Here is a 25,373-nt window from a genome sequence, read left to right as displayed (position 1 = left end):
TTTTTAATGATTTTAATAAAAGGAGTGTAAAAATGTTACCTAATAAAGCAGTAACACAAAATAGAAAGAAAAAATGGATTCTTATTGGAATTATTATATTAATAATTCTTGTTGCGATAATTAATATTTTTGTTATGCAAGGTAAGAAGAAAGGTGCATCAATAAATGTTGATGCTGTAAGTTTTGAGAAAGTGACAGAGCGTAAGCTGAATAATACGAAGTTAATTTCTGGTCAGGTGAAGCCAGGTAATATTGAAAGTTTCTATGCAGATCCGGCTAAAGGAAAAGTGAAAGATATTGAGGTGAAAGAAGGGCAAGAGGTAGAGAAAGGTACGAAGTTATTCTCTTATGCCAATGAAGAGATTAACCTTCAAATGAAGCAAGCTGAGCTTGATCAGAAGATGGCAGATATGCGTTATGATCAAGGTAAAAAGAAGATTGATTCGTTGAAGAAAGAAATTAAGAAGGCGAAAGATAGCGGAGCTGGGAAAGAAGTAACGGATCCGATGGACGAGCAAATAAACGAGTTAGAGATAGCTCAAAAGACAACTGAACTTGAGAAAGAAAAAGGAAAGTTGCAAAAAGAAGAGTTAAGTAAGAAGCAGAAAGAGCTTACGATTTATAGTAATTTCGCTGGTGTTGTTCAAAAGTTAGATAAAGATGCGGCACAAAGTTCATCTCAAGCGTTAGGTGGTCAAGGAAAAGCGTTTTTACAAGTAGCTTCTAAAGATCCATTCCAAGTTCAAGGTACATTAACTGAGCTTCAAAAGTCACAAATCCAAAAGAATCAAACATTCACTGTAACGGCAAAAGTAAATAATAAGAAGAAGTGGACAGGTAAGATTACAGAGGTAAGTGAGTTCCCAACAAGTGCAGAGATGGCGCAAGCTGGCGACATGGGTGAAGCAACTCAAAATATGTCCCAATATACATATAAAGCTAGCCTTGATAGTCAAGATGGTTTATCTCCAGGTTATCACGTTTCTCTGCAAGTAAACTTAGAGAATAAGACAATGATTGCTGTTCCAAGTAAAAGCATTGTAGAAAAAGGCGATGATGCATTTGTTTATGTTGAGGATAAAGGGAAGCTTCGTAAACAAAATGTGAAAAAAGGTTCTACTGATGGGGACTGGACAGAGGTTGTAGAAGGCGTAACAGTGGGGCAAAAGGTGGTTAAAAATCCTTCCGACGATGTGTATGACGGAATGGAAGTGAAAGAGAAATGATTACGTTAAATCATATTGCTAAAACGTACTATCAAGGAAAATTGGCGGTGCCAATTTTGCATAGTATTAGTTTAACGATTCAGAGCGGTGAGTTCGTTTCGATTATGGGACCGTCTGGTTCTGGTAAGTCGACGCTTATGAATATTATCGGTTGTTTAGATCGTCCAACAGAAGGCGAATATAAGCTGAATAACGTAAATATTTTAACAGCAGACGAGTCAAAGCTTGCTTTAATTCGTAATGAATATATTGGCTTTGTATACCAACATTTTAATTTACTCCCTCGTCTTTCCGCAGTGGAAAATGTTGAGCTTCCACTCGTATATGGTGGCGTGAAGAAAGCGGAGCGTCGCAAACGTGCTTTAGAGGCACTATGTAAGGTCGGATTAGCTGACCGTGTGCATCATTTGCCAAATGAACTATCAGGTGGACAGAAACAGCGTGTAGCTATTGCTAGAGCGATTGCAAATAATCCAACTTTTATTATGGCTGATGAACCAACGGGAGCGCTTGATACGAAATCTGGTGAGCAAATTATGGATATTTTCACAAAGCTAAATGTAGAAGGTACAACGATTGTTATGGTTACGCATGAAGAGGAAGTAGCAGCGTATTCTTCCCGCCGCATTGTACTACGAGGGGTAAACCCAGCATCTCCGAGCAAATCGGTAATTTTGTAATTTTCAGAATATTTTATGGGATGGGATTTGATTAAAATCTAATTTATTTCAACAGAGCTCTTAATCCTTCGATTTCATCTTCCTTTGTTCCAATTTCTCTTTTAATTCGTTCTTGTTCCCAATGTTCTTCTATAACCTTGTTCATGTATTTTTGTTTGTTATATTCTCTTTTACATGACCAACAACACAAGAGATTTGTCTTTGGAATACCATCTACAAAAATTGTGTCAAAATTGGATATATGTGTTTGTTCACCACAATTCATACACCGTTTTACCACACGGTACTTATCATTCTTTTTTAATTCGTACTTTTTTGATAAATATTTAACCCTTCTTACGCTTATACTTAGTGCTGCGGCAATATCAGCTTGTGTGCCCCATGTATATATAGTTCTTAGTATTTCTTCTTCTGATTTCCCTTCCTCTTGAAACTTTATCACATTTTTTCTCAAAGGATGTGTCAATATAATTTCCTCCTACTATGTTTGTACTTTTAGTTTGAAAAAGTACATTTTTTTCATAGTCTAGGCAAAGTAAAACAGGAACATACATCGAACTCTGTTCTAAATTAACATTTTACATTATGTGATTTCGTCACAGAAGAGTCATTCTGTGCCACTTTTTGTTATAATAGCTTTGAAATATATTAAATTTGGAGGTATTAAGAGTGAAAAAAAGTGACATAGAACTCGGAGGGTTCGAGAAATTTCTTTTTGAGCAAGGGAAACGTCCCAATACTGTACATGATTATTCTCGTCATATTTGTAATTTTCATCGATGGTTAGTTACTGAAGGTAGCTCAATTCACGACATTACGCGTTATGATATTCAACAATATATCAATTTTTTATCCATTCAAGGAAACCAAGCAACAACCATTACACCGAAATACAGTGCTATCGTAGCTTATATGAAGTTTGTCGGAAAAGAAGAACTTCTAAATCATATAAAACGACCAGAAGTTAGGCATATTCGTAATATTTCTCCGAAATCCTTATCTAAAAAGCAGAGAAATCGATTATTGAGAGAAGTTGAGAAGTCTCAAAACCTTAGGAATATCGCTATTGTTTATACAATGCTTTATACAGGTGTTCGAGTATTTGAACTTGTGGCTTTAAACCGTGATGATGTTGAAATGAAAGAACGGTCTGGATTTATAATTATTAGAGATGGTAAAGGTGGTATTTCAAGAAAAATTCCTTTACCAGCAGAAAGTCGTTATCATCTACAAAACTATTTACAAAAACGAACAGACTTGGAAGTTCCGCTGTTTCTTTCTAATTTTAGAAAACGATTATCTAAACGATCAGCCCAAAGAATATTTGAACAATACGGCATTGGTGCACACATGCTCAGACATACATATGGACGTGAACTTGTGGCTTCTGGTATTGATCTTGCAACAGTTGCTGATTTAATGGGGCACAATGATGTGAATACAACCAAACGCTATGCAGCTCCTTCAATGAGTGACTTAGAGCAAGCTGTTGAAAAAATATTTAATAGTTAGGATGAATGAAATGAAACAACATTGGAATTTAGATCGAGAAATTACTTCTTTTATACTGAGTTCTGAAGAACTAAAATTAGTTAATGCTAGATATAAACTAACTAGAATCGGTTTTGCAGCTTTACTTAAGTATTTTCAATTGTTTCATCAATTCCCAACGAAAAAAAGTCAAATTCCATCTGACATGCTACACTTTCTTTCTAAACAATTAAATCTTTCTTTAAATTCTTATCACACTTACATTCTTGATTCTAAAACAGCTAGAAAACATAAACAAGAAATACTTGATTTTTTTGGTTTCAAAGAAGAACAAGATAAAGACCGAGAATTCATTCGAACATGGCTCTATAATCGGATCTACGAATATAATTTAGATGCTAATCTATTGAGAAAACAGTTATATATCAAATATCGAACAGAGAAAATTGTAGCTCCTCCCGAGTGGCAAATAAATCAACTGATTCAGCAACTTATTTTTCAGAGAGAACAAGATTTTTATCAAGAAACTTATAATAAACTTTCGGATAGTACTTTGAAAAAAATTGATGATTTACTGGACTACTGGGGATATCTAGAAAGTCAAGAAAGCGGTTCTAATGAAGGTGAAACATCAGAAATCACATTCCGAAAATTAACAATGGGACCTGGACGTTTGAGCCAAGCTACATTATTTAATGAACTTGATAAATTAAAAACTTTGCTAGCTTTAGAGCTACCTATGAATTTATTTTCTGAAATACCACCTAAAGTACTCCAGAAATACAGGTTACGTGCTACTTCTGAAGATAAAACAGAGTTGCAACGTCACAAGAATCCGATTAGGTATACATTACTCGCCACTTTTTTCTGGTTAAAAATAAAAGAATTGAACGACAACTTAATTGAGCTCCTTATTACTTTGATTCATAAAATTGATGGTCGCGCTGAGAAAAAAGTAAAAATGGAAATGATTTTAGAGGTAAAAAAAGTGTTTGGAAAAAATAAAATGTTAATTGATTTACTCGAAACAGCACTTCAAAATCCCGAAGGGACTATAAAAGATACCTTATTTCCAGTCGTAAAGCCACAGATTCTTGAGGATATCGTGAAAGAATTAAAGTATAAAAAGTCTATGTATCAACAAAAAGTTCACTGGAAAATCCGTAATTCTTACAGTAGTTCTTATCGGACAGCCGTAACAGAAATATTAAAATTACTTGATTTTAAATCTAACAATCATCTTCATCAACCTGTTATTGAAGCGATTGAACTTCTACGAAGTTATAATGGTTCCAAACAAATCACATTTTCACCGCATGAAGCTATTCCCCTTGGAACAGAAATCATTCCAAGGAAATGGTATGATTTAGTTGTAACAGAAGATAAAAATGGAGATATACGTGTGAATCGAATCAACTATGAAATCTGCGTTTTACATGCCTTAAGAGATAAATTGAAATGTAGAGAAATTTGGGTTGCTTTTTCTCATCGTTATCGGAATCCAGAAGAGTATTTACCAGCTGATTTTGAGGAAAATCGTATTCAACATTATGAAGAATTAAATCAACCTTTAGAATCTCAAGAGAAAATAGATGACCTACAAAAACAACTACGTGCAAAACTAGATATGTTAAACAATAATATTCCTAAGAATAAAAAAGTGAAAATTTTAAGTAAACACAATGGGTGGATATCAATAGCACCAAATGAATTAAGCCCAGAACCAAAACAATTAGGTCGTCTAAAAAAAGAACTGTCCAACCGTTGGTGGATGACAAATTTGATCGATATTTTAAAAGAGACAGCGCTAAGGACTGGTTTTATCAATCACTTCCAAAGCTTAGCTACTCACGAACGATTAGATCGGGATGAAATCCAAAAAAGATTATTGCTATGCTTGTATGGCATAGGAACAAATACTGGAATTAAACGGGTATCTTCTGGTGATGCCAGTATGCAATATAAAGCACTTTTATATGTGAAGAGAAAGTACATACATGTAGAAAATTTAAGAATTGCAAATCAAAGTGTAGTGAATGCAATTTTAACTGAACGAGCTGAAGCTATTTGGGGACAAGGTACCACTTCTTGTGCTTCCGATTCCTCACGCGTAGTAGCTTACGATCAAAATTTAAGGACACAATGGTTTCCTAGATATCGTGGACCAGGTGTTTCTGTTTATTGGCACGTTGAGGAAAAATCAATGTGCATTTATTCTCAAGTAAACGCACCTAATTCTTCTGAAGTGGCTGCCATGTTACATGGATTACTTAATCATGATACAGATAAAGAGATAGATCGTAATTATGTAGATACACATGGCCAAAGTACAGTGGGTTTCGCCTTTTGTCATTTACTGGGTTTCGAACTGTTACCACGCTTTAAAAATATTCAATCTCAAAAGCTCTATAAAGCATCTGCGACAGATTGTTATGATGATTTGTCTCCTGTCATTGCGAAACGAGCTATTAATTGGGACTTAATTAAGCGGCAATATAACGAAATGGTTAAGTATGCGACAGCACTACGAGTAAATACTGCTGATACAGAAGCCATTTTGAAACAATTTTCTAAGAATAGCTCTCATCCAACATTTTTAGCATTTCAAGAGTTAGGAAAAGTGATTAAAACAATGTTTTTGTGTGATTATTTAGCTTCAGAACAATTAAGAAAAGAAATCCATTCTGGATTGAATACGGTTGAAAATTGGCATTCAGCAAGTGATTTTATTTTTTATGGCCAAGGTGGGAAAATACGTCGTAATGAGCTCGAAGAGCAAGAGGTTGCCATGTTAAGCTTGCAATTAATCCAAAACTGCATCATTTATATTAATACTTTAATCATCCAACAATTACTTAGTGAAGATGAATGGAAAAATCGTTTGGACGAAGAAGATTATCGAGCACTTACACCTATGATTTACTCTCATATTAATCCGTATGGTGAATTTCGTTTAGATATGGATAAAAGAATGGCTATTTAAAAGGAGAACCGGCATCATTAATTATATAAATATTTTCAGAATATTACAAAATTACCGATTTACTCGGAGATGCTGGTTCTACCCCTATAAGCATCTCGTGAATCTCATATGATTCTTCTATCAAACCCTCTATAGAAACCTGCTGAAGAATCGATTCAATTCTGCTCATTTTCCAATCAATTTCTTGTAACAATTGTGTAGAATTACCAGACCATGACTTATCCACGTATAATTCCTCTCCTGTCTTTCTATATCTATTTGTATCCAACTTACTGATAGTTTTCATGTTACTATGGAAAAATAGAAAAGGAAATCTGGAAATTCAAACGATACACTTCTTCTGTTACATTCTTTTTAATTGTTTTTATAATTGAAATTTATATATGTATTACTATTCCTGTAAGCTTAGTGGTATATGGTATAAGCATTCCGAATTTCTATTAAAATATCCGCAATTCGTTTGCCATTTTTCAAAATCACGTGATTTTTTGTATACTCATCTATACATTGTCCTAATTCTTGATTGAACATGACTTCTATTTCACCATTTTCTCGCATGTTACTCGTTAATAAGGTCGGCTCTTTACGTAACAAGCAATACAATTGTAAGGTTTCAGCCAATACTGTCACTAATGGTCTCAATAGAATATCATGGTGTGGAAGCATATCAGCAGCAATTTGTTTATTTAAAACAAATTGAATGCCATTTTCTTTTACATCAAATTGATATAAGAAAATCATTTACACATAGCACATCCTTTTCATATGATGTGTGAAGATATAAGAGAGAATAAGAATCGTATAACTGTTGTATCATCCGCTTATTCCCTCAACTGAATAAAAGAATGGTCTATATTCATTATATATCAGGGGAAGTCACTATTCAATTTGTTATTTCATTTTAGCTGGATATTTCCAATCGGGCTTATCTTTTTTATCAGGGTTTATATTTTTTGTTTTGATTTCTTTTACCCTACTTCATTCTTCACCTAGCTTACGGATTGCATGTTTACACTATCTATGCCTAGTATACGGTGAACATTATGGACAAAAGAACTTCTCCCTAATGTATGTGTCGTACCAAAGGGAACGCCTAATTCTTTTGCTATCCGTACCACACCTTTAGAACCGGAGGTTGCACCACCATGTCCCATATGTTCTAACATGAGTATGACAATATCTGCATTCCGTATCATTTTGCGTAATGTAACTTCTCGTTCTTTTTTCCCATGCGCCCACTGAAAATTTCCACCTCTAACGGTAATTTCTTCTTCAATGGCTGCTCGACCTGGTTCAAATCCTACCATCAAAATTGTCTTTCCTTCCAACGTTTGTACATACTCTTTTTGATTTTTTTCTTGCTTTCTCTTCATACGGGCTGGTTTACTAAAATCATTTACAAAACTAGACGGATACGTCCAAGCAACCCTGACAATGTCTGGAGAACTCTTGGAATAGGCAAGATCAATAATATCTCCCTGGATGACAGAAGCAGCATCTTTTGGCGGAATCCAAAATCGATAAGGAGCTCCATTGACATATATACGATTCTGTTGCATGTCTTTCTCCACAAAAAATTGTTGGCGTTCTTCATCATATTCTACAATGGCATAGGAACAACAACCACGTTCTTCATTTTGTGGCATATGTCGTCTTTCGGCCACTTCAAATCTATGCTTATACCGTCCATCCGACACAGATGCATTTTTTGTTACATACACGAAATCCCCATGTTCTAATTCGAGCGCTCTGACAATTCGTTCGGGAACAAAACATCCTATTCCTTGTAATTCGCCTCCCTTTAATTTACGCTGAAACACATACGATTCTCTCTTTTCAAAAGGTTCTGTTTTAGCAAGAGAATGTGTATGAAGGGTATTCGTCTCTGGTTCTGTGAGTTCCTTCTCTCTATGGGGTGTTTGTACGATGGTTACATCTGGTAAACGAAGGATATCTTTCATCACATGTAGATAGCTCTGTAGAATCTCCTCAGTTTTCACAATTGATTGTTCCTGTAATTCTATTTCACAAATGACCGCTTCCATACCTTTCTTTAGTTCCGACAAAATGTTTTGTTTATCCATCTTTTCCACCTCTCTGGTCACAAAATAGGTAAAGTTCAGAAAATTAAAACCTATTAGATTAATATTAACATATCCTCTATGTACAAACTACCGAATACAGAAACGTTTCTGTTGTGCTCATCTTTCACCTGTTGGTCATGTATGGTGAAAAGACGGTCGAAAAAGGACCGTCTTCTAAAAAAACTTCCTAGATGACACCTACAAATCATATAGAAGATCGTGTGCTTAACAGCATTTCTCTTTCGTAGATTTTATCATAGACATGGTAGAAGTCATCATTTCATTACACTCGTGCATTGTACTAACCATATCTTTATCCACGTGTATATTCAAATAGATATATTTTCCTTCTCTTTACAAGTACATCCATTTTTTTAGTACGTTGCTCCCACTAGATTCTTCTTATTTTAAAGATATTAACTAGCCTGTTGAATCAATATGATAGGTGGAATCGAAATAGATAAAGGATAGCTGCGAGTTTCTCCCATCGCGTTTTTCGCTACCACATGATACATATAAGATTGCTCAGGTACGATATTTAAATCTGTAATAGTAGATGTTGAAAAAGTCTGGATTTTTTGATTGTTTTTATACAAATCGTATGCAGTCGCATTTTTTGCTGAAATGTTGAATTTAATTTCAGAAGGACTTATATCCGTAGTTTGCATTTGTACCCCAAATGGCGGATATTTCTTGTGTATAGGCTTAATCACATACGCCACACTATTTGACATATCAAATAATGTCTGATAATGCATATATGCATATCCTTGATCGCCAAATTTTGTCCCCCAACTATTTCTTACAATGAACCATTGGTTTGTCTCATCATACCCCACGATCACAAGAGCATGTCCCCCTCTCGATTTCTTTTCTGTAACAGGTGGTACAATTCCAGAGGTAGGAGTTGCATCAAAGTTGGGATATACATGTATTCCCACTAAAACAGGGTCTTGATTGGCTACTGCTTGCTTAATATCAGCAATCATATTTGCTTGACGTATAGCTTGATAGGAACTAATTTTATAAGGAACTGCATTTTTTTGCTGTAAGGCTGTAAGAGGTTCTTTAAATTGGTTTGTATTTTCTGGATTTAAATCATACAAGCGTTCTGTTTCTGGAGGTACTCCTTCTTGTTTTAAAATTTGAAAGGCTGACTCGAAATACATACCGTCCTTTGGCCCACTTGGATAATAAATATAAGAGGGCGATAAATACGTAATGTTTGTTCCACGTGCTCCTGCATCTTTTGCAATATAGTATTCTCTTAAAGCAGTTGTAGCAAATGGGACACATGTACCAAACTTCCCTTGACTTCGTACTTCCGGAAAATATTCTCGTAAATCGATGCGATTGGGAAGAATATTTGGATTTTGAATTCCCTGTTGTTTGTGTTTGGTTGCTTCTTGTTTTGTGAGATAAGAAATAGATGGTGTATAATCGGGTATAGCTTCGTTTATCTTCGTATCTTTTAAACCCAATCCATACGTAGAGAAATCATTTGGTTGAAATGATTTCTCTGTTTCAGCATGTACAACGGGTACAAATAAAAATCCGATAATTCCGACTAATGTCATCATAAAAAAACTAAACGTATTATCCTTCATACAATTCCCCTCTCCAAATATATTATCTTTCCGTAAACTAAAACTTTAGCTACGCACTAAATATATAACAAATCAAATATATAAACTAGATTCATAAGTTGATAAATATTTTAGATTAACAGTTCATAAAGGTACACCTTTTGAAACTGTGAAAAATATACGAAAACTTCGTTCCTAAACCTCGAATTCGTGTTTTAGGAACGTTTCTATAAAAATGGCACCTTTCGGTCTATTTCTCTGTTATACTATCATCATATAAACAAAATTGAAGGGGTTCACGTATATTGAATAACAGAAAATTCGGATATATAAGAGTGAGTAGTAAAGAGCAAAATGAAGGTAGACAAATCGAAGCGATGCGAAAAATTGGAATTGATGAAAGAGATATTTTTATGGATAAACAATCTGGAAAAGATTTTAATCGTCAAAATTATCAACTTGTCAAACTGATGTTGCGAGAAGGAGATATTTTATATGTGCAATCACTTGATCGTTTTGGCAGGAATAAAGAAGCGATTTTAAATGAATGGAAGGATATTACAAAAAATATAAAAGCACACATTGTCATTACAGATATGCCTTTGTTAGATACAACAAAATATAAAGATAATTTAGGAAATTTGATTACTGATCTTGTACTTCAAATTCTTTCTTGGTTGGCAGAAGAAGAGCGTACCAAAATCAAAACACGTCAAAGAGAAGGGATTGATTTAGCAAAAAAACAAGGAAAACACCTAGGTAGACCCAAAGCGGAAATTACCCCTGCATTTATCACTGCATATGATATTTGGAAAACTGGGTCCATTACAGCAGTGGAAGCAATGAAGAACGCAAATGTGCCCAAAACTACGTTTTATCGACTGGTTCAAAAATATGAAGATCAACTAGCAAAATAACCAATAGATGGGAAGAAACATCATGTTTGTACTTGGCATAGATATTCTATTGGGTTATCTTATCATGGGAATAATCGTTGCATGTATTGTTTGTTATCTCGAATTTAGAGAGTAACTTTCTCAATACCAATATATATAATTTCTAGTAAAATAAAAGATGCTAACATTTATACTAGCTTTTTATAACTTTCTCCTAAACACCACAGGCCCCTACTTGTGGTGTTTATTTTTATATCAAAAGCCACTCATTGAGCAATTGAATGAAAAGCAATAACAAATAAAAGGATATTTTTATGTTTTCTACCCCTCATTGACATCAGTGCTGATGAGGTTGCAAAATGTAGCGAAGCCACGATACTATCAAGGGGATCCCCTTGATAGTGAAATGTTTATATAGTAATTATAGTGGGATTCTATACGTATCAATATTTTTAAACAAATGTTTGATTCGGCATCCTTCATGCGAAACCAATGTAGATTCGCTACCATTCGTCAATATTTTGTATACACTTTTTGAGAAAGGAATCCTCTTATGTATAAATCCGATTTCATTGCTTTCTTACTATTCCTTATTTCCTTTTCTTGTTACCTCATATATATAACCAACAACCCACCCTATGTGCATCCAGTCATTTTATTATCTATTATGTTGATTACAATTGTCGGTATCATTCTTTTTAGTGATTTTCATGATCCAACTTATATAAGATACATACTTCTCATTGGATTGTTCCTGTATCTCATTCTTATATGCCTTACAATTTCGAACATACCAGACAAAAACAGTCTTTGACATTATGGGGGTTGCTTATGCAATATAATGGATTTGAAAAACAAAAGAAAGTAGCATAATTTTTAAAAATGCTACCTATCTAGGTTTATTTGCTATATTCATTTTTAAGGACACAAAATATTTTAAGTTTTTTTCGCTAATATGCACGAAAGCTCATTTTGTTTCCGTCCTTACGTTGATGGGCATGTATGGTGCCCCTTATATGGTTATAGAAGCATATATTTAATGGCATTTCTCCGAAAAATCCAAGTATCGGGAGACTTAACATATCGACGATTCTATTATTTTAAGATGATTTTTGATGTGTATAAGTAAGTATAACAAAAATATTTCGGGGAGAACAGACTATATATTTAAAAAAAAACAGTCTATTCTTAATTTTAGGCGCCACTAAAATTAAGGGGAATCATTAATATGAAAAAAACAGTTCGTAATTTATTTATTGCATCTTGTCTTGCAGGAAGTGTATTACCTGGAGTTGCAAATGCTTCTACCGATGTAGATCCTAAAAATAGTAAAAAGGAATTAACAGAAGCGAATACGTATATAGCTGAAGTCATAAAAATTTCAAACGGTAAGGCTGAAAAGGTTCCTATTATGCAATATGAACAAGAAAAGAGGGAATCTAATAATAAACAAAAATTAGCAGCAATACAAAATAACAATACAGGCTCTATTGCAGCAATGGCGAATAGAAAAGAATATAAGCCAGAGAGAGAGTATAATTTTTATATGCCCTCTCAAAGAGCGAGTGCAACAATGAACTGTCCGGCTAATGGAAATGGTTGCTCTATAGCGAAGACATATGCCATTACACAAACAGAGACCTGGGATGCTGGAGGCGGATTAGATATAAAATTTGTAAAACTAAATGGAGGATATCATTGGGCTGAGGCTTTAACCAACTCTAGTACGTATAGTTTTAATTTAAAACCAGGACAAAGGGGGTTCATTGGTTTTGAAGCTAAAAGATTCTATACTACTGGAGTGGTAAATACGTATAGTGACATCTGGGGGAACCTTATTTCTTCAAATCGGATTTCAGGTAGTACTCCGGTAGCAGTACCTGGTACTTCAGAATTAGATGGTGTAATCACACTAAGATTAGAAAGATAATTTTCACGCAAGAAGGTTAGCGAACTAAAACATTTAGAGGGTGTTGCAAAACCCATAAATATCCAAAAATGCATGCATAAAGAAAGCCGTCTTCTTGGAAGAATGATAGTATCCCAAACTATCTCCAGAAAGGACGGATTTACTAGTATGATAACCAATTTTGAGGAAAATCAATCGATTTTACATATTTTATTTGCGTACGTAGACAGTTTAACAATTGGAGGCGTTCCGCCTGTTACAGGTCGCCCACCAATCTGCAGAAAAGCTTTACTGAAATGTTTTTTCCTGAAAAATGTATTCCAAATTGATTCTTTACGCAAATTAACTCGTTTTTTACATCAATTTCCTTCATTTCGTGCATCTTGTGGGCTATCTTTTGTTCCTCATATTTCCACCTTTTCACGTGTAAGCACTTGGTTTCGTGAAGAAAGTATTCCAGTCATTCATGAAAAGGTTCTTCACGAACTTAATTTAGGGCTAATTCCTTGCGTCTTAATTGATAGCACGGCCTTACGAAGTAGTTTGTATGATTCACAAGCAAGGTGGGGGAAATCGACTCGTTATGGTTGGTATAAAGGATATAAGGCTCATGTTTGTTCTACACCAGAAGGTGTTGTATTGTCATATACATTTACAACAGCGAACGTACATGATAGCAAAATGGCTTCTGTATTGCTTCGAGATATACAAGATCGAAATGCCTTGTTTTCCGTTGCAGATGCTGCGTATGGTAGTCAGCACATTTATGAAATTGCAAGAACGTGTGACATCTTTGCCATGAATCCAATCAATCCACGGAATGGTGAACAAATCAAGAGTACACATCATCGTGTATTGTCTCATTTTGTACAAACCATCTTTGGTAAACAGTTGATGAAAGAGCGTGGGAAAATTGAACAACAGTTTAGTAAACTCAAAAATAAAGGGCTAGAACAGCCACGTTGGTATGGTCAAAATCGCTATCTACTACATGTTCAGCTAGTTTTTCTGATTCATAACATTGCATATTTATTTTAGTTTTGCAACACCCTCTAACCTAATTTCCAAGAAATAGAGGTGAATGTAGGGTGGCTAAACCTTTTAAAAAAAATAGTCGTTATATGGTTGGGTTGGACAGTCTCAGGGGCCTAGCTATACTAGGTGTTATGTTGTATCATATTAATTTTAATTGGATGCCTGGAGGATTTTTGGGGGTTACTGTATTTTTTGTACTTTCAGGTTATTTAATTACAGATATTCTAGCGATAGAGTGGAAGAGAAATCAGAGAATTGATTTAAAAAAATTCTGGCTTAGTAGGGCAAAGAGATTGCTTCCGGGAATGCTCGTTATGCTCGTTATAACGTTGGCATGGATTACGATTTTTCATAGCTCTTTACTTGAAAAAATGCGCGGAGATTCATTAGCGGCATTATTTTATGTTAGTAACTGGTGGTATATTTATCATAAATTATCGTACTTTGATAATTTTAGCCAGCTTTCTCCATTGAATCATTTTTGGTCGTTAGCAGTTGAGGAACAATTCTATGTTGTTTGGCCGTTTATCATTAGTTTAGGGCTTTACTACATAAAAAAACAATCCCGTATGATTTTATTAATTTGTCTGGGAGCCGTTGCTTCCGCTTTAGCGATGGCAATTTTGTATGAACCTGGAGCTGATCCGAGCAGAATATATTATGGGACAGATACGAGGGCCTTTTCCTTACTTATCGGGGCGGTACTTGCCTTAGTTTGGCCAAGCAATAGGCTAGCAAATAAAATTATCCCAAAGGCGCGTTTCATTCTTGATGTAGTGGGGGGCATTGCCCTTATTATTATTTTGGTTATGTTTTGGAAGACCAATCAATATGATCCATTTCTATACAAGGGAGGAATGGTTCTCTTATCAATTGCAACAGCATTGTTAGTGGCCAATCTAGCTCATCCAGCTAGTCGTATTGCTCAATTTTTACGATTTAGGCCTTTACGTTGGATAGGGATAAGATCGTATGGCATATACCTCTGGCATTATCCAATTCTTACATTGACGACTCCAAAGGTAAATACTGGGGATTTCTCATTAATAAGAGCAATCCTTCAATTTCTTTTGATTATATTGATTGCGCAAATTTCATGGAAGTTTATTGAAAAACCAATCCGACAAGGTGCGCTCCGGAACATTCAGTTTAAAAATTTAAGAATTCAAAATGTCACTTTAGGTGTTAAGTTAGCTTTAATTTGTACATTATTCGTTTCGGCGATAGCGGTCGTAGGGTTATCAAAAGCTAGTAAGGCTAGGGAGAACTCTCAACAAGATAAGGTGGAAACAGCACAAACACAACCGGCGCCACATCCAGTTGCAGTTTGGGAAAATCCAAATCAAGAGACGCCTCAAAAACAAGGAGAATCAAAAGAAGTAAATTCTGCGCAACCTAAAAATTCACTCACAGTTACTGCGATAGGCGATTCCGTTATGATTGATATTACTCCGTATTTAAAAAATGCTTTTCCTGATATTAGGATTGATGCCCAAATTGGTCGCCAGCTGTCAAAAGCGATTCCGGTAGTTGAACAGTTAAAATATGAAGGTAATTTAGGAAATTATGTCATTATTGGATTAGGTACAAATGGAGCCTTTACTACTGAGCAACTTGTCTCATTAATAAAAGTAATTGGAAACGAACGTAAAATCATATTTATTAATACGAGAGTACCACGTCCGTGGGAATCAATTGTGAATGAGAGACTGAAAGTTACGGCATCTGAATACCCGAATGTAACTCTAGTTGATTGGTATGTAGCAAGTGCTGGAAAGCAAGACTACTTTGCACCTGACGGTGTGCATTTAACCAAAGTAGGTGCAGAAGCATACGCAGCACTTGTAGCCAAAGCAGTGAAGTAATAATGAAATATGTTTTAATAATTTTTGGTTCCACCACATCGCTATTAAGCTAACAAGTTCTGTTGCAAAGTTCGAAAAAGTATACGATAATTCACAAAATCTGGTTAGATTTTAAGTACCCTGAATAACTCCTATAATTCCTTGCACGCCGCAAGAGAGAAATCAAGAATGTGACTTCTCTTTTGCTTATATATAGCATGAATCGTTTCGATTCCTTTTAATGTACGTGAAGCATGGCGAAGATTTTGAAAGGAATCAAAATCCACTTATTGATTACCCTGAATGGGTTCCGCAAATTTGGAACTCATACTAAAATATTTACATAATCTCTAGTACGTTAAAACCCTTTGAAAAACTGAAATCGTTTTTCAAAGGGTTTTGTTTTTTAATATAATGTGAACATATTGTACACATTATGCTGATAGATTTCTCCATTTGTTTTAAAAGATCCAGAAAACGTTCTTGTCTCAGGGACATATCTTCCCCCATTTGTTTCTGGATATGCGGATGTTTGTTTACAGGAAAAAGAAAGATTCAAAGGGAGTTGAAACGAAACTTTTCCATTTTTATCCGTTCGTTTCTTTGCATACTCTGTATTGTCCTTTTTATTATAGATTGTAAATTCTACATCTGCTAAGTTGTTTCCAGGATAATATTTAAATCCCCCGGGCTCACTATGATCATATTTCCATTCCATAGCTGTCAATGTAATTTCTAATGTTCCCACTTCACTTTTTTGTGTTTGTAGTGATGGTTCACTAGCTGCTTGTACATTTTGCGTTGCCGCTGCACTAAACAGAACTGCACCTGTTACAAAGGGTACAGCTAAAAATCGAATTGCATATTTTACAGTTTTGTTCATTCTATTTCCTCCTTCATATATGAAATGGATTGTTCCTAATAAACATCCATTGTTCTCAATTTGTCTCCCTCGTAACAATTCCAAGTTTCACATAAAATAGCTATCATGATGATAGATTCAGCTTTCATTCTTTTCTATTTCACCATGAATCAATTATATATAGGAAATTCTCATGTTAGCGAAACTTAAATGCATCCTTAACGATACTTTAGTTACATTGTAAATGGATTTCATATGACATACAAGGTACTATCTGTATTTCTCAACCTACGCATATTGCGAATCAGAAAACAATGTCTCCCTGTGTAGAACAGTGAAAAATCGAAACAACGCAGATGTATGGTGATTTTATGATACTTATTTTTCCTATATATGTTCTTAACATGAGATACAGGTAAGAATCAGAAAAAAGAATTTCATATTTTATAAGAAATCTATAGAATATATTTCTCATGTTTTAGGTTATTGACACCAAATTTTATCCTCTCTAGACTAAACATAAGATCACGTCCGAATTCGTATCAAAAGCTTACCAATCTTAAAAATTGGCAAGCTTTTTTATTTCAGCCTGTTCATGTGATCATACCTATAAGGGAGGCGTTACCAAGTGACATTGTTAGAAAATATATTGACGCATAATGAAACATTTGTACAAAAACAAGAATACGAACCTTTTTCTACGACCAAATTTCCAAATAAAAAGTTATTGATTGTAACCTGCATGGATACCAGACTGTTAACATTATTACCACAAGCATTGGGCTTACAAAATGGGGATGCCAAAGTCATAAAGAACGCAGGCGCTGTGATTTCCCATCCTTTTGGTAGTATGATGCGGAGTATCATACTGGGCATTTATGAATTACAAGTGGAGGAAATTTGTGTAATTGGTCATGAAGATTGTGGCATGGCGGGTTTGCAAGCAGAGCCCCTATTAGACAAGGTACGAATGCAAGGCATTGATTCCACTTGCATTCGTACCTTACAACATGCAGGAATCGATCTATCTACATGGTTAACCGGTTTCCGCAATGTACAAGAAAGTGTCCAACATAGTGTAGAAATCATAGGCCAACACCCCTTATTACCATCTTCTGTACCTGTGCATGGACTTGTCATTCATCCCGAAACAGGAAATTTAGAAGTCGTTGTAGAGGGATATTCCTACGCACATACAACAAATCCTTAAATACATGCAGGAGGAGGAGGAGGAAAAACGATGAGATTTTCAGGCAGATATGCAGGATATAACCTCGCGAACTTACAAAAAGATATGTTAGCAGGATTGGTGGTAGGAATCGTAGCGATTCCACTTGCTATGGCATTTGCCATTGCTTGCGGTGTACGACCTGAATATGGTATTTATACGACGATTATCGCAGGAATTCTCGTATCCATATTTGGGGGATCAAAATATCAGATTGCAGGACCAACAGGCGCATTTGTACCGATCTTACTTGGGATTGTAATGCAATATGGCTATGAAAACTTATTAATTGCTGGTTTTATGGCAGGAATTTTACTTATTTTAATGGGCGTATGCAAACTAGGAAGGTTTATCACATTTATTCCGCGACCTGTCATGATTGGGTTTACAACGGGGATTGCGGTCATTATTTTTTCTGGACAGATTGCAAATTTTTTAGGGCTGCATCACCTGGAAAAACAAGAAACCTTTTTTTATAACATGAAAGAAATTGGGACAAATATCACAGATATGAATCGGTATAGTATCCTTACCGCTTTTCTGTGTTTAGGAATTGTGATCGCAGCTACAAAATGGTTACCTCGAATTCCAGGCGCTTTATTAGGATTGGTCATTTCAAGTTTGATCGCAATCCTGCTATTTCCGAATCAACTTGAAACGATTGGGACTACATACGGCGATATTCCACATCAGCTACCAGATTTCCAAATGCCTGCCTTTACATGGGAGAACATCCTTATGTTACTGCCAGCAGCCTGTATCATTGCGGCATTAGGCGGGATTGAATCATTGTTATCTGCCATGGTGGCAGATAACATGGCAAATAGTAAACATAATAGTAATAAAGAACTGGTGGGACAAGGAATTGCCAATATGGTGGCACCATTATTTGGCGGCATTCCTGCGACGGGTGCCATCGCTCGGACTGCAACAAATATTAAAAATGGAGCGACTTCGCCAATATCAGGCATGATACACGGAATGGTAGTATTACTGGTTTTATTATTTCTATCTCCGCTTGCCTTTCATATTCCACTGGCTAGTATGGCACCGATTTTAATGGTCGTTGCTTGGAATATGAGTGAGAAGCATGAGTTTATTCATGTTCTGAAAACAAGAACGGGGGACACCCTAGTACTTGTTTTGACGTTCCTATTAACCGTTTTCACAGATCTTACAACCGGAGTAAGCGTGGGATTACTCCTTGCTTTTCTTTTGTTTATTGGAAAAATGAGCAAATCTTTACGTGTTCGAAAAGTATTGCCAGATCCAGTAGATTCCTATGTCAAGTCAGACATCGTCGCAAATGGGAAAAATTGTCCGCAAATCAGTATCTTCACCGTAGAAGGTCCCTTATTCTTCGGTACCATAAAGGAGTTCGAAACGTCTATAGAATCTGCCCTACAGTCTAACGCTCACATTCTTCTCCTACGTATGGGAAACGTGTCTTTTATGGATACTTCGGCAGAATCTGCAGTAGAACACATTCGGAAGAAGATGCTAGCAAAACAAGGAACCCTTTTGATTTCCGGTATCCAGCATCAACCGAAAGAAATATTCCATCAAACAGGATTATACGAAAGAATTGGCGAACCACACTTTTTCACACGTACAGGAGTAGCATTGCATTTTGCACTACAAGAATTAGAGACATCCAAATGTAAGGGCTGTAAACAATTTGCCTTTCAAGAATGCACGACACTTTCTGAACAATCTACAGAAACAGACTTAGACAGGAAACGTTCTTCCGTGGAAATTAACCTGTAAATCATAAAGTAACATTAGGAGGATAGATTGCTATATCCTAGCTATTCGTTTGTTTATAAAAGACATACATTTTTAGAGGGCCTTTCTATAAAAGGCCCTCTTTTTTTCTCTTGTATACCTCAAGAAGAAAAATAGGTTCTGTTGCAAAGTTTAAAAACGATTAAAAATTATGAATAGTCTATACCTCATCTTGTATATTTCATACGATTTATTCTTCCTATTTGTATTTTAATTCTATATTTTTAGGGTAGTGTAAAACTTTGCAACAGAAACGAACAAAATATGCAATTTCGCATATCAAAAGATCTTTGATATGTCACCAGAATTATTTTCTTCCGACATCCGAGCTAACTTGCACCGTTTTTTATGTATACGACGAAATAACTCATCTACTTCTCCTTGTGTCATGTCCTTTGATACCTCTAAAGTTCGATGAAATGTTTTCTTCCACAAAACTTGTAACAATTTGATTTGTCGCCCCGAAACAAGACGGCCTTTTTTCTTTGTCTCTCGCTGTTGTTTTAGCATTTCCAATTCTAATATTCTTTTCTTCATACATAAAAAGTCTTGTGGTATATCTTCTTGCAGGCCTACCTCTCGTAGTAAACGATAAAAATGATTTCTATGTTTTAACGTAGAACTTCTTTGGCGCATGGCATGTTCAATTTTTTGCAATACCTGCTTACACGAGATACGGTCCATTTCAAAACCCATCTTCTCCCACTTAAAAAATACAGGGGAACCTTGAAAATATACCATCAATATCTCCACAAATGAATCTGTCACAATCGATGTATCTTCTGTCACACATGCATATTTCGTGTCTTCTAAATAGTAGCGCAATACTTTACATAAATCAGAACGAAAACTCCCCTGAAACGAAGGGGTTAGCTCTACATATACCATCTTACATACAACCCTTTCTATTCTGTCAACATAGCTAAGCACTTAAAAATTATAGTAACACTGCTTTTTGGGGACATTGGCTGCAGTTTTCACCTGTTAGGATAAACGATTCGTTATCCACCCAAAGGATTCAAATGTATTCGTATAGATTTCTATCCCCTTAGATGATATACACTAAAAATATATGCTCTACCTGGATATATTCAAGTAGAGCATAACATATACTTTGGACGAAACCGTTAGTTAGATTACATGAATTTTGATACAATCATGGTGCCAAAGGTAATAAAAGCCGCTTGTATCAAAAAGATTACAACAACTGGAATAGAAGATTTTACTGTACTTAATCCGGCTACTGTTCGTAATCCCATCCAAATTAAACATAAATACCATAAATAAAATACCTCAAATGCGCTAGCCATTCCATGGAGTAGTGTACCTTGTTGGAATAATGGGGATAAGTTCGTATATCCTGTTATATTTCCACCAAACATACGTGTTAAAATTGCATTGAATAGATCACCAATAATCAGTACAATACTTGCATACACTATATGATATTAAGTCAATAAAATAGACACAGATAAATTTAATTATGCAGCCTTCAAATCGTACATACGTTCTTTTTCTGTCGGAGATAAATAACCATTCGCTGAATGAATTCTTTTACGATTATAGAAAATTTCAATGTATTCCCAAATATCTTGCTGTGCTTGGGCACGTGTTGTGTATTGGTGTTGGTAAATAAGTTCTTTTTTCAAGACACCATGGAATGATTCAATACAAGCGTTATCATAGCAGTTCCCTTTTCTACTCATGCTACATTGCATTCCATACTTTTGTAATTGCTTTTGATAATCATGGGAAGCATATTGACTTCCTCGATCAGAATGATGCAAGACTGAACCTTCCGGTTTTTGACGGAAATAAGCTTGTTGTAAAGCCTTCCATACTAATTCTTTTGTCATCGTACGATCAGCATGCCAGCCCACAATTTTTCTAGAATACAAGTCCATCAGACTTGCTACATACAACCATCCTTCTTTCGTCGATACATAGGTAATATCGGCTACCCAAACTTGATTTGGCTTTTTTACCTTGAATTGACGATTTAACACATTGTCCTGTATCGGATAAGAATGTTTGGAATTTGTAGTAGCTTTATATTTTTTGTAACTACTCAGCTTCTTCAAATAAAAAAACAGGCCAAATACATGTTTCCGATTCGAAAACATGAAAAGAAAATACTCCAATCAGAGAAAGAATCTATGCCAAATAGAGAAATTCTCTGATGAAGTCGTGTTATTCCAAGGAACCGTTCTAGTTTCTATGACTTGGTTTATCGCTTGTAAGACCGATTGTTTTTGTTTTTTCATGGTACTCATAAAGCTTCGTATCTGACAAAAAGATTCTGCGCCTTTCTTACTTCGGAAAGTCCCAGACACTTTCTGTTTTACTTTCGTCATCCGAATATCCCGTTCTGCTTGATTGTTATCAAATGGAATGGCTGGATGTTCTAAAAACGCTAGAATTCTGTCAGAATACTTGACGAAGCGATTCCATAAATTTTGAGAAGGCGTCTGCTTTCCTTTCTTCTTTTGTTTCGTGGAAAGAATCTGTTGTTCTTTCAATATGGATTGATACATAATAAACAGATTCTTTTGCGTCGCTTTTGGCATGGTACCTTCGGATTGCTTTTTCATCGTCAACGCTTGCGTTAGAAATTTCTGCATCTGTTGTGCCCATTGTTCTCCAGTACTATCTATAATTCCTTGTAAATCTCGTAAGAGATGGGCATTACATAAAACGTGACGACAATCTGTATACGCATCATACGATTTCCAACCATCATGCATCGCAATTCCAGAAAAAGATGGCAAGATTTCTCCAGCATCCATTGCTTCTTTTCCACGTTTTTGATGAATATGTTGCAATGTCACCTCCGGTGTACTGGCAGTATGTAACCATTGTGTTTTGTTTTCTACACGCATACCAGTTTCATCAAAATGGACAACAGGAGACTGCAGAATCTTTTCCTTTACTTCTTTTATGAATGGCTGCAATTGAGAAGCGAAAGCCTGTGTATGATTTACCAGGGTTCCTTCGCTTATAGAATGTCCAAAACAATCCTGAAAGAATTCTTTTGTTCGCTTCAAAGAAATGCATTGATAATGCGTTAAATAGGGAATCAGTCTTTTTATATTTGGACCATATTGAACAGGACGAGATACTGTCGAAGGAAATTGGGCTTCTTGGATAGAATGGCAATGTGGGCATTCTTTCTGTTCTACTTTATGTTCTGTCACTTCGATCTGAATAGGTGGTAAGTCATACACTTGGCGAATGCGATACCCTTTTACAGGCTCGTGGTTCAAGGAAGTATGACAACAAGTACAATATGTAGGAGAATGTGTAATCGTATGATCTGGAGTCGCTGTCAAACCAAGAGTATGTCCCTTGTGGCCCAACTGGCCACCCGTTTGACGATGAGACGGTTTGCGCAAACTTTTTGTAACGGGCTTACCCAAACCATCTGTAGAAGGTGGCTTATGACTATTTTTGGAGTTTTTTTTGAAGCATTTTCTAGTTCTTGTATACGTTTTTCTAACTTAGAAAATGTTTCTTCAAATAAAGAAATAACAGCTTCAGGTCCTTTTTTATATGTATCTAAAATAATTTTTCGATCGACCATAAGATTCACCTCCCCTGTTTGATATACTCAGTATTTACAAATGGGAGGCATATGAAACTAGTAAAATTTAAAAAAGACACCGAAAGGTGGCTGAGTAGTTACTATTTTTTTACAGTTCTTGATTGTAATCCTTGTTCTTTCATGATTCTGGCCACTGTTTTTTGTGAGATTTGCTTTCCTTTTTGACGTAAGACAAACGTTACTTTCGGACTTCCGTATAAACAACGCGATTCTAGGAAAATGCGGTGGATTTCTTTGGTTATTTGTTCTCTCTGTATTTGCCTGGGGCTTTTGGTGTGATGTTTCCATTTGTAATATCCGCTTCGGGATACATGTAGAACTTGGCACATCTTCTCCACTCGGTATGTGAAGCGGTGTCGATGGATAAATTTAAATTTTACCGATGGTCTTTCGCGAAGAAGTGCATCGCCTTTTTTAAGATTGCATTTTCTTCCTCTAAATCTTGAATACGTCGTTCCATCTCTTTTGTTTGTTGATCTTCAGAACGGAACGTTCGTTGCTTTATAACTTTAGGCTCTTGCTTATATTTCTTTACCCAACCATGAAGGGTATTTACTGAAACCCCTAATTCTCGGGCAACTTGAGCTACAGGTTTTCCTGTTGTAAAAATATGTTTTACACTTTGGCGTTTAAACTCCTCTTCATATTGTTTTATTTTCCCCATGTAGACACCCCATTTGACTCATTTTTTATTATAGTAACCTGTGTCTACTTTTTAGTCTAACATCAATAATAGCAAGTACCATCTTATAAGACGTATCATTTCAAAAAAACATGAGAAAGACTTTATAGATCATTGCTACTAATAAAGTTCCGATAAGCGCCCCGAAAAAACTAGTTCCCATCGCCTTACCTATCATCAATCCCATAGATTCTTGCACATCACCCAGTTGTTTCTGTATTTCTATCATTTCCGCAGTATTTTGAGCGGCATAAGAAGAAATCCCTTTTACAATTGCTTGAAAAAAAACAACTAAAAAGAAAGCACCCCATACTTTTTGTGTGACCTTCAGTTTTGAAAATTGCACACTCGGCGAAAGAAGCATGCCCCCTAATGATGGTCTTTCTTTCCATTTCCCTTTTACTACGTTTGTTTCCATGTTTTACACTCCTCATATTTTATATCCTGTATGGTTGAATAGCATTTCTATCATACAAGTTAATTACTCATAACGTAACGCTTCAATCGGATCTAATTTCGCAGCTTTATTCGCTGGAATTAATCCGAAAATAATCCCCAGTGTCATGGAGAATAGTACGCCGCCAACGACAACTTCCCATGAAACAAGCGGTGGCCACTTCGCAAATGTGGAAACGATATATGCCCCGCCATACCCAAGACCAATTCCGACTAAACCACCTAGAAGCGTTAACATAACTGCTTCAATTAAAAACTGTAATAAAATTTTACTACGCGTCGCTCCAAGTGCTTTACGTACTCCAATTTCGTGCGTACGTTCTGTTACAGATACGAGCATAATGTTCATAACACCAATACCACCAACGACTAGTGAAATACCAGCGATACCGCCGATAATCATTGTCATAATACCGGTCATCTTTGAAATACCTTCTTGAAGTTCTTTTAAATTCATAACTTCGTATTTACCAGTTGCCTCACTCGGTTTACGACTGTTTAAGACATCTGCAGCTTTTTTACCTGCTTTTTCTAAGTTATCTACATTTTTTGCTTGAACAGAAATATTTTGAATTTCATCTTTTCCATACAGTGTCGGCCATAATGAAATTGGAATTAATGCTTCTGATGGTCCCATTCCCATAAACTCGTTATCTGATTTGTAGACACCGATAATTTGCATCGGTTGACCCTTCATTTCAATAATTTTACCGACTGGATTGGCATCCTTACATACCTTTTCCTCCATTTGTTTACTAATCATGACAACGTTATTACCTTGATCCACATCTGATTCTTGTAAAGAACGTCCCTTTAACAACTTTACTTTATTTACTGAAAAATACTCACTGTCTAATCCAGTAATACTCACCATTTCTACTTTATCTTCAATATCAAGTGGTTCCATACTTGAATTTGTTGTTACAACATGTGAGATTTCTGGAATTTTTTTAAGGTTCTGTTGCAAAGTTTGAAAAAACATCAACCTGCTTACAAAATACGATTGTAGTTTAAGGCCTCACGAT

The 25,373-nt window shown here is 35.6% G+C and carries 22 protein-coding genes and 3 pseudogenes; 10 read left to right on the top strand and 15 right to left on the bottom strand.

Annotation, left to right across the window (positions count from 1 at the left end):
* Positions 1-32: 32 nt before the first annotated feature.
* Complete coding sequence (locus AC3WVZ_RS33160; RefSeq protein WP_233937088.1) at positions 33-1,226, top strand: efflux RND transporter periplasmic adaptor subunit; 1,194 nt, start codon at positions 33-35, stop codon at positions 1,224-1,226.
* Positions 1,223-1,906, top strand: a complete 684-nt coding sequence (locus tag AC3WVZ_RS33155; protein ID WP_233937087.1) for an ABC transporter ATP-binding protein — start codon at positions 1,223-1,225, stop codon at positions 1,904-1,906. Before AC3WVZ_RS33160 ends, AC3WVZ_RS33155 begins: the two co-directional genes overlap by 4 nt.
* 43 nt (positions 1,907-1,949) lie before the next feature.
* Here the strand turns inward: AC3WVZ_RS33155 and AC3WVZ_RS33150 are convergent, their stop codons facing one another.
* Positions 1,950-2,372 (bottom strand): hypothetical protein, encoded by a 423-nt coding sequence (locus tag AC3WVZ_RS33150; RefSeq protein WP_176116714.1) that lies wholly within the window; start codon positions 2,370-2,372, stop codon positions 1,950-1,952.
* Between the two features lie 203 nt (positions 2,373-2,575).
* Between AC3WVZ_RS33150 and AC3WVZ_RS33145 the strand changes: the two genes are divergently transcribed.
* Both AC3WVZ_RS33145 and AC3WVZ_RS33140 read left to right on the top strand, forming a co-directional pair.
* The gene (locus AC3WVZ_RS33145) at positions 2,576-3,418 is read left to right on the top strand and encodes a tyrosine-type recombinase/integrase (protein ID WP_078188028.1); all 843 of its coding nucleotides are present in this window, start codon (positions 2,576-2,578) and stop codon (positions 3,416-3,418) included.
* Positions 3,419-3,428: 10 nt separating this feature from the next.
* Entirely contained in the window at positions 3,429-6,380 is a 2,952-nt protein-coding gene (locus AC3WVZ_RS33140) for a Tn3 family transposase (protein ID WP_078188030.1), read from the top strand.
* Positions 6,381-6,423: 43 nt separating this feature from the next.
* Here AC3WVZ_RS33140 and AC3WVZ_RS33135 read toward each other — a convergent pair whose 3' ends face one another.
* The 4 genes from AC3WVZ_RS33135 to AC3WVZ_RS33120 all read right to left on the bottom strand — a co-directional run bounded on the left by AC3WVZ_RS33135 (position 6,424) and on the right by AC3WVZ_RS33120 (position 10,071).
* Positions 6,424-6,606 (bottom strand): hypothetical protein, encoded by a 183-nt coding sequence (locus tag AC3WVZ_RS33135; protein ID WP_233937086.1) that lies wholly within the window; start codon positions 6,604-6,606, stop codon positions 6,424-6,426.
* Between the two features lie 179 nt (positions 6,607-6,785).
* The gene (locus tag AC3WVZ_RS33130; RefSeq protein ID WP_127064286.1) at positions 6,786-7,121 is read right to left on the bottom strand and encodes a hypothetical protein; all 336 of its coding nucleotides are present in this window, start codon (positions 7,119-7,121) and stop codon (positions 6,786-6,788) included.
* A gap of 248 nt (positions 7,122-7,369) precedes the next feature.
* Positions 7,370-8,464 carry a hypothetical protein gene (locus AC3WVZ_RS33125; protein ID WP_197201739.1) on the bottom strand — a complete coding sequence of 365 codons (1,095 nt, stop codon included), beginning with the start codon at positions 8,462-8,464 and terminating at the stop codon, positions 7,370-7,372.
* 416 nt (positions 8,465-8,880) lie between these two features.
* Complete coding sequence (locus tag AC3WVZ_RS33120) at positions 8,881-10,071, bottom strand: C1 family peptidase (RefSeq protein WP_197201738.1); 1,191 nt, start codon at positions 10,069-10,071, stop codon at positions 8,881-8,883.
* 284 nt (positions 10,072-10,355) lie between these two features.
* Here AC3WVZ_RS33120 and AC3WVZ_RS33115 point away from each other — a divergent pair, with 284 nt between their 5' ends.
* From AC3WVZ_RS33115 to AC3WVZ_RS33100, 4 genes are all read left to right on the top strand, one after another.
* The gene (locus AC3WVZ_RS33115; protein ID WP_078187219.1) at positions 10,356-10,967 is read left to right on the top strand and encodes a recombinase family protein; all 612 of its coding nucleotides are present in this window, start codon (positions 10,356-10,358) and stop codon (positions 10,965-10,967) included.
* Positions 10,968-12,174: 1,207 nt separating this feature from the next.
* Positions 12,175-12,876: a DUF6060 domain-containing protein gene (locus AC3WVZ_RS33110; protein ID WP_078187220.1), complete on the top strand. Its 702-nt coding sequence runs from the start codon at positions 12,175-12,177 to the stop codon at positions 12,874-12,876.
* Between the two features lie 147 nt (positions 12,877-13,023).
* The gene (locus AC3WVZ_RS33105) at positions 13,024-13,893 is read left to right on the top strand and encodes a transposase (protein ID WP_233937085.1); all 870 of its coding nucleotides are present in this window, start codon (positions 13,024-13,026) and stop codon (positions 13,891-13,893) included.
* Between the two features lie 50 nt (positions 13,894-13,943).
* Complete coding sequence (locus AC3WVZ_RS33100; protein ID WP_233937084.1) at positions 13,944-15,755, top strand: acyltransferase family protein; 1,812 nt, start codon at positions 13,944-13,946, stop codon at positions 15,753-15,755.
* A 131-nt stretch (positions 15,756-15,886) separates the two neighbouring features.
* On the opposite strand, the pseudogene AC3WVZ_RS33095 reads toward AC3WVZ_RS33100, so the two are convergent.
* Positions 15,887-16,006, bottom strand: a pseudogene (locus tag AC3WVZ_RS33095) (IS6 family transposase); the annotation flags it as partial.
* Positions 16,007-16,140: 134 nt separating this feature from the next.
* A complete protein-coding gene (locus AC3WVZ_RS33090) occupies positions 16,141-16,617 on the bottom strand; it encodes a SpaA isopeptide-forming pilin-related protein (protein ID WP_078187223.1) in 477 nt (158 codons plus the stop codon).
* Positions 16,618-17,224: 607 nt separating this feature from the next.
* Here AC3WVZ_RS33090 and AC3WVZ_RS33085 point away from each other — a divergent pair.
* Together AC3WVZ_RS33085 and AC3WVZ_RS33080 are read left to right on the top strand one after the other, a co-directional pair.
* Entirely contained in the window at positions 17,225-17,806 is a 582-nt protein-coding gene (locus AC3WVZ_RS33085) for a beta-class carbonic anhydrase (RefSeq protein WP_233937083.1), read from the top strand.
* Positions 17,807-17,836: 30 nt separating this feature from the next.
* On the top strand, positions 17,837-19,591 hold the full coding sequence (locus AC3WVZ_RS33080; protein ID WP_078187225.1) for a SulP family inorganic anion transporter: 1,755 nt from the start codon (positions 17,837-17,839) through the stop codon (positions 19,589-19,591).
* 297 nt (positions 19,592-19,888) lie between these two features.
* Here AC3WVZ_RS33080 and AC3WVZ_RS33075 read toward each other — a convergent pair whose 3' ends face one another.
* From AC3WVZ_RS33075 to AC3WVZ_RS33040, 8 genes and pseudogenes are all read right to left on the bottom strand, one after another.
* Positions 19,889-20,497, bottom strand: a complete 609-nt coding sequence (locus AC3WVZ_RS33075; protein WP_233936231.1) for a hypothetical protein — start codon at positions 20,495-20,497, stop codon at positions 19,889-19,891.
* A gap of 248 nt (positions 20,498-20,745) precedes the next feature.
* On the bottom strand, positions 20,746-21,048 hold the full coding sequence (locus AC3WVZ_RS33070) for a hypothetical protein (RefSeq protein WP_233937082.1): 303 nt from the start codon (positions 21,046-21,048) through the stop codon (positions 20,746-20,748).
* 42 nt (positions 21,049-21,090) lie between these two features.
* On the bottom strand, positions 21,091-21,732 hold the full coding sequence (locus tag AC3WVZ_RS33065; protein WP_282082079.1) for an IS3 family transposase: 642 nt from the start codon (positions 21,730-21,732) through the stop codon (positions 21,091-21,093).
* An 18-nt stretch (positions 21,733-21,750) separates the two neighbouring features.
* Positions 21,751-23,189 (bottom strand): annotated as a pseudogene (tnpC, locus tag AC3WVZ_RS33060) (IS66 family transposase).
* A gap of 101 nt (positions 23,190-23,290) precedes the next feature.
* Positions 23,291-23,539, bottom strand: coding sequence for an IS3 family transposase (locus AC3WVZ_RS33055; protein WP_425594328.1), 249 nt, complete (start codon positions 23,537-23,539; stop codon positions 23,291-23,293).
* 47 nt (positions 23,540-23,586) lie between these two features.
* Positions 23,587-23,874 carry a transposase gene (locus tag AC3WVZ_RS33050; RefSeq protein ID WP_098636870.1) on the bottom strand — a complete coding sequence of 96 codons (288 nt, stop codon included), beginning with the start codon at positions 23,872-23,874 and terminating at the stop codon, positions 23,587-23,589.
* A 100-nt stretch (positions 23,875-23,974) separates the two neighbouring features.
* Entirely contained in the window at positions 23,975-24,310 is a 336-nt protein-coding gene (locus tag AC3WVZ_RS33045; protein WP_233937078.1) for a hypothetical protein, read from the bottom strand.
* A gap of 63 nt (positions 24,311-24,373) precedes the next feature.
* Positions 24,374-25,303: pseudogene (locus tag AC3WVZ_RS33040) on the bottom strand (ABC transporter permease); the annotation flags it as partial.
* Positions 25,304-25,373 lie beyond the last annotated feature (70 nt).

This window comes from Bacillus sp. CPT56D-587-MTF (assembly GCF_058792335.1).
Note: the sequence above shows the minus strand (reverse complement) of the source record. Positions and strands in the feature narration are given on the sequence as shown.